The 5,567-nt window shown below is 42.6% G+C and carries 6 protein-coding genes and 1 pseudogene; all 7 read right to left on the bottom strand.

The genetic code is table 11. The annotated features are described in order from the left end of the window. Positions 1 to 872: 872 nt before the first annotated feature. Positions 873 to 1,298, bottom strand: a complete 426-nt coding sequence (locus ACFQ0C_RS31745) for a DoxX family protein (RefSeq protein WP_258218133.1) — start codon at positions 1,296 to 1,298, stop codon at positions 873 to 875. Beyond that, positions 1,295 to 1,723 carry an SRPBCC family protein gene (locus ACFQ0C_RS31740; RefSeq protein ID WP_379372890.1) on the bottom strand — a complete coding sequence of 143 codons (429 nt, stop codon included), beginning with the start codon at positions 1,721 to 1,723 and terminating at the stop codon, positions 1,295 to 1,297. Before ACFQ0C_RS31740 ends, ACFQ0C_RS31745 begins: the two co-directional genes overlap by 4 nt. Positions 1,724 to 1,784: 61 nt before the next feature. Next, complete coding sequence (locus ACFQ0C_RS31735; RefSeq protein WP_379372888.1) at positions 1,785 to 2,741, bottom strand: sigma-70 family RNA polymerase sigma factor; 957 nt, start codon at positions 2,739 to 2,741, stop codon at positions 1,785 to 1,787. A gap of 124 nt (positions 2,742 to 2,865) precedes the next feature. Beyond that, positions 2,866 to 3,087, bottom strand: a pseudogene (locus ACFQ0C_RS31730) (VOC family protein); the annotation flags it as partial. Positions 3,088 to 3,481: 394 nt separating this feature from the next. Then, entirely contained in the window at positions 3,482 to 3,679 is a 198-nt protein-coding gene (locus tag ACFQ0C_RS31725) for a hypothetical protein (protein WP_379372886.1), read from the bottom strand. A 247-nt stretch (positions 3,680 to 3,926) separates the two neighbouring features. Next, the gene (locus ACFQ0C_RS31720) at positions 3,927 to 4,097 is read right to left on the bottom strand and encodes a hypothetical protein (protein ID WP_379372884.1); all 171 of its coding nucleotides are present in this window, start codon (positions 4,095 to 4,097) and stop codon (positions 3,927 to 3,929) included. A 206-nt stretch (positions 4,098 to 4,303) separates the two neighbouring features. Continuing rightward, the gene (locus ACFQ0C_RS31715; RefSeq protein WP_379372882.1) at positions 4,304 to 4,882 is read right to left on the bottom strand and encodes a hypothetical protein; all 579 of its coding nucleotides are present in this window, start codon (positions 4,880 to 4,882) and stop codon (positions 4,304 to 4,306) included. Positions 4,883 to 5,567: the final 685 nt, after the last annotated feature.

Here is a 5,567-nt window from a genome sequence, read left to right as displayed (position 1 = left end):
GTGAAGAACGTCGGAAAGCCGTATGAGGGAAAACCTCACGTACGGTTTGATGAGGAGGGGCTGGATGCCCAGCCCTTCACTCTACTATTTTCTCGTCCTTGGCTGTCGCTGTTTCGATTTGTAGGGTCAGTCTAAAACTTATTTTATGGAGTCTAACAGTAAGTGAATTCAAAAAGCCGCGTGGAATAAGGTCATTCAGTCTAATACATTATTTTCTGCTGACAACTTAAAGAAAAAATTCATCATTATACCCCCTCTCCCTTTTCGATCATTTTGCCTTATTAGAGTCCTTAATATAACCCTCAATTACGAATAAAACCTTTAGCGCTGCTGGTCATTTTCGCAGCAGCCTCATATTGATGTTTATTGAGCTATAGTGTCTCGTAATCATTTTTGGATGCTTAGTCCTTAACTGTCTGCTTGTTACTCCATCGAAATACTGTTTTAAACTTTCGTAGATTGTGGGTTATCTAGCATCATCTTACTTAAACAAGCGGGTTTTTTCAGTTAGTTTTTAAATAGGGATACGTAATGCTTTTGGCCGTCGCTGCATCCATCAAGAGAAATCAGCTTTCCATACCATGTTTTTTCCTCCCATATCATAGATTTGCAGGAGACCTTATATGCTTTCTCGACCGTCATTTTGTCCCGTGCGGGATCAGTGCTGCCATTTTTGGGTTTGTGCTAAGAGTAATTTTCGGGGTAGCTTAATGGGCTGCAATCCTATAGTATCTACTCTCATCTTGAAATTCAAAGCCTGTCAACACAGCAAAGCCAACCGATCGAAAAAGGCAGCAGCCTCCTGATGATGCTAATACCGTAGCGATGCAACAAAAAAGCCGCCGTTTTTTTCCTCGGCGGCAGTATATATGTTATTCGCGTTCCCGGAGAAGATTGCGCAATCTTCGATCGATTAGCCACAGCGCCCCCCAAGCCAGTATGGCGACATAGACGGGAAACAGCAGATGTGACCACAACGGATTATCCAACCTGAGATGTGCAGCCACCGCGCCTCCTAAGTAACCCGTGAGCAGTAGCGCCCCCAGGAACCGAGTTCGCGGAATGGCATACAGGACGGTGCAGAGCAATACTAATACGCCCAACGTTGCAAGGTGGTGCTCCGCGAATCCGAGCGTGACCGTGCCTTCTACCACTGGTACGGGCTTGGCGAATTTCCCGATCCCATCGAACAGCATGAACAGAATGACAATCCCGCTCATGGCACGCGCTGTCCATAGCCTCGCATTAGAGATTTCTTTTACTGGCGGTGTCCCCGTTTTCATATTCGTCTCGATCATCGGGATTCCTCCGTATATTTCTTGAAATTATCCAAAATCGCCTGCCATCCCGCCTGCTGCATTTCAATGGAATGCGTGCTTTCCGCGTCAAATATTTCAATCACCTTGGTTTCGTTTCCTTGATTCAGGAACGAGATCTCAACCGTTCTCCCATCTTCCATTGTGTATGAGATCTGCTCATGCAGCTTCACGACATCATATGTTCCAAAGAAGTCAAACCCCATGCTGCCGTCTTTTGCTTCCATTCGGGTAAGGAATTTGCCTCCAACCCGCAGATCATTCTCCGCCTTCGGTGCGTGCCACGACTCCGAAGCTTGATTCCACTTCTTGATGTGTTCCGGCTCGGACCAGTACCTCCATACTTTCTCTACTGGCGCTTGAATGACGATTTGCACGGTAATTTTCGTCGATTGATTCGTTTCCATTGTAATAACATCCTCTCTTGTTTTTGTTTTCACTTCTATAGACGAAGCCAACCGACGAAATTCATCGGTCCAATCGATCCGGAAGTCCGAAACGGGCAAATAATTTTCGATTGATGAAATTTTGGACGTGGAATACTTTGTTGTCTTTCACTTCTAAGAGGTGAATCCCCCAAGGGACCAAGCCGTCCTCTTCCCTGCTCCACATATACTGCGCTAACGCAGGAAAACCACCATTCGCCGAAACCGGCACAAACCGGGATCCCTCGCAATGCCAACGCGTAAGCGTGAAGAACTTGAACAAATCGTCCTTGCCGCGCACCCACATAGGGAAAGGCGGCATCGACATCCGACCTTCTTCATGAAACAAGGCAACCAGGGCATTGATATCGAATTGCTCGAAGGCCTCCACATAACGCGACAGCAATTCCTGATCAGGTGTCTCTTCGCTCCTATTGAATTCATCGGAACGGAGTTGTTCCCGCTCCAACGTATCTCTGGCTCTCTGCAGAGCGCTGTTTACCGCTGCCGACGACATGCCTAACGTCTCTGCAATCTGCTTAGAAGGCCACTCGAATACATCCTTCAGAATCATCACCGCACGTTGACGGGGAGGCAAGAGCTGTAAAAGTGTAATAAAACAGATATGTAGCGTATCTTTACGGATGAAAATATCTTCCGGATTATTCGAAAATTCAGGGGCTGGCCAAATCCAAGATGAGTCAGGTAACGTCTCGCGAGGTTCGACAATGGATTCCGCTGGGCCGGAGAAGTCTACGGGGCGAATGCGGCGCTTCGTTTGTCTTAGCTTGTCCAGGCATAAATTTGAAGCGATCCGGTAGACCCACGTTTTAAACGAGGATTCCTGTCGGAAAGAGCTCCAGCTTTGCCAGACGCGGATGAAGGTTTCCTGCACGGCATCGTCTGCGTCATCGATAGATCCTAGCATCCTATAACAGAACGAGGTTAACCCCGGCTTCAACTCGTCAAATAACTGAAGTTCTGGTGCGGTTACTTTCATTGCGGTGTCCACCCTTCATGGAACGAATTCTTCAATACTATAATACATATTAAAGAATTCGTTTGTATATAAAAAAGAGTAGCGCCACCAGATTGTGGGCAACTCTTTCTTCGTGTGGTATGGTTTACATCTCAGTGTAGACTTGGAAGGTCACGCCGAACTTGTCCGTGACGTCGCCGAATCCAGGACAGAAGGATTCCTCCTGTAACGGCATATTGACATGGCCGTCTTGCTGCAGAGCATCGAAGATTCGATTTGACTTCTCAATCTCGTTCGACGTAATGCAGATCGTCACCCATTTCTCGGTTTCGATCGGTGAATCCCAAGGCGCATCCGAGAACATCAAGGTGTCAAACATGTTGTGACTTTACTATTTAAAACTATAGGAACAAAGAAAATGGCTCGATATGCTGACTGTATTCCAAATTCCATAATGCTAAGAGATAACAATGAAATTAATTTTTCCAAATCCTGCATTGACACTATCTCTGCCCGTTAGCTTAATCCCATAGGGAGTTTTCGTATACCTCCTTTTCACTTCAAAGGAGACTCGTCGGGAATGAGATCAAGTTATTGTCATTTGGTTTTGACAAGAGCTTGATCCCATAAAATAAAAAAACCGCGATTTACGCGGCAACTAATGAGATAATGTTCTTGTCACCCGACATATAACCCTTGCCACTTTGATCTTTTGAGATTGCAAACAAGATTTCTCGGTTTGGTGTCGGCAATTCGTCTTTTCATCCAGTACAGCACCAACCGATAAAGTCTCCCATTTCCTTCAATATTATTCCCAAACGAAGACGGAGTTCACCAATACTAGCACCTTCCGATACAGCATTTAGAAACTGTTTGTTTCCTGGAATTTCGTAGTTTATAAACCAATCTTCTTTTTTTTCTTTAGATACGTTCCAGCCTGGAAAGTATTCATGTATCACCAAGTATGTACTCCCTTAGGTAGAATTCTGAAGGGGCCTTATTAATCAGGGAAAATGATTTCGCCGTCGTCGCTGCTGACATCAAAAAATCCTATTTTGTGTTTTAGAGCTAATTTCCGCATCGTCGTATAGGCTTCCTCAGCTACGGAATAAGCGAAAGCTGCATAGATGACGGCGGAGCCGAGCGAGTAGTCGGATCCTGCCGGCAGTCTCGTTCTTGTTGAGCTATAATTCCCGTTTGAAATGACTATCTTTTTGATCTAACCCATTGTTTACCTACTGCTTCCCTCCATGCAACCCAGCCAAAAGGCAGATCAGATAGTTGAACCAAACTCGGATCAATGTCGATTATTTCCTTTAACCCAAGTATTCGTGCATCTTCTTCATTTACATCTCCGCCATTGAGAAACTGCCACATACCATCGTCCTCGTCATGGGTCACATATAATATAGGACTTTCTAGCTTCATGAAAATAGCCAAGGATTTGTCATCTTTATCTCACCTAATTTTCTGTTAAACTAAAGTTCTCCGTTAGTCCAACGAGTTAGGTTAGACTCGCCGCGTGAATACGGCGTCAGGGCAAAGCTCTAGACTCCTTTGAAATACCAACAAAATCTTTAAAATTACATCGATTCTATCCAATTGCAAAAATCATTTATGCTTTCATTTGGATTTATTTCTTTATTAATATCAGCTATCAAACTATAATACTCCAATTCGTGAATAATTAACGGAATCTCTTTGTTGAATTGGCTTACAATTACACCATTTGCGTGTAGTCGCCTAACTACATTTTTTATAATTTTATAAAAATCATCTTTTATTTTTTCACCTAACTCAAGTATTCGGTCAAAATTTTCCTCTGCTTCTTTGTCAGTATAATACCACAGAGATTCTAACACCCAATTCTCCCTCATCACTTCTTCTTCTCTAGTATCCTTTAAAGATATATTACCAATTACTATTTCTTCATTTTGTAACCAAAATGCATAATTCCATCTAGCCTCTAGTTCACTTGATGCCATCGAGATATTATTATGATGGTTACTAGTTGTATTGTATCCAAAAATTAACCGGGGTTTCCTATAGTCATCATTTTCAAAATCAATATAGAATGATAAAACATATATTTCTTCAACAAGTTCTGAATCCCAACCGAGAATTCTATTTTTTAGTATTTGATAAATATATTCTTCCATCATGAATTCATCCCCAAATTAATATTTATTTACGAAATGATTCTCCCAACTGCTACTACATGAAATTCGCAGGTATTTAAGTATTCGTTACCAAATACAAACTTCCTTTTTTTGTAACTGACCTGCCCGATAGCTTAATCCATCCGCCAGTCTAATACTTTATTTTCTCACTCTGCAACAATATTTTCATTTAACATGTGCAACTATACCTCCCTACATAAAAAATAAAAAGCCTGATTCCTCAAGCTTTTCTTTCAATTGAAGCTGGCTGCTTTCTCTTAACTCGCACTATACCTAGTCAATGCTATACTGCTTCACTCAGAGCTGCAGCAGCGTTTCATCATACACGTAAACAATCCTGCCTGCTAATCTAGGGACGTTTACGGTGAAGTTTTCTTCTACTCCGAAAAATGGACAATGTTTGTGTAGTGAGTTGAGAATGGGACAATGTTCTTGTCGTCGGTTCACGACATAAACATTGTCCCATTACAAAATAAAGCCTCATTATATGCGATCTTGAAACGGATAATGTTTGTGTCGTCCAACATTTGTGCATTTTCAAATGACACAAATCTCCCTACATAAAAAATAAAAAGCTTGATTCCTCAAGCTTTTCTTCGATACGTTACGTAGGCACATTTGTGTCATTGGACATTTCTTTCTTGTCACTCGTTTCTATGTAGGGACA

The organism is Paenibacillus sp. GCM10027630 (assembly GCF_042676305.1).
Classification (GTDB): Bacteria; Bacillota; Bacilli; order Paenibacillales; family NBRC-103111; genus Paenibacillus_S.
The sequence above is the reverse complement of the archived record's forward strand: the minus strand, read 5'-3'. Positions and strand labels throughout refer to the sequence as shown.

Excerpts from the sequence above, each read along its gene's own strand:
- ACFQ0C_RS31745 (WP_258218133.1), bottom strand. The coding sequence starts at position 1,298 with ATGATCGAGACGAATATGAAAACGGGGACACCGCCAGTAAAAGAAATC.
- ACFQ0C_RS31715 (WP_379372882.1), bottom strand. The coding sequence starts at position 4,882 with ATGATGGAAGAATATATTTATCAAATACTAAAAAATAGAATTCTCGGT.
- ACFQ0C_RS31740 (WP_379372890.1), bottom strand. The coding sequence starts at position 1,723 with ATGGAAACGAATCAATCGACGAAAATTACCGTGCAAATCGTCATTCAA.
- ACFQ0C_RS31735 (WP_379372888.1), bottom strand. The coding sequence starts at position 2,741 with ATGAAAGTAACCGCACCAGAACTTCAGTTATTTGACGAGTTGAAGCCG.
- ACFQ0C_RS31720 (WP_379372884.1), bottom strand. The coding sequence starts at position 4,097 with ATGTGGCAGTTTCTCAATGGCGGAGATGTAAATGAAGAAGATGCACGA.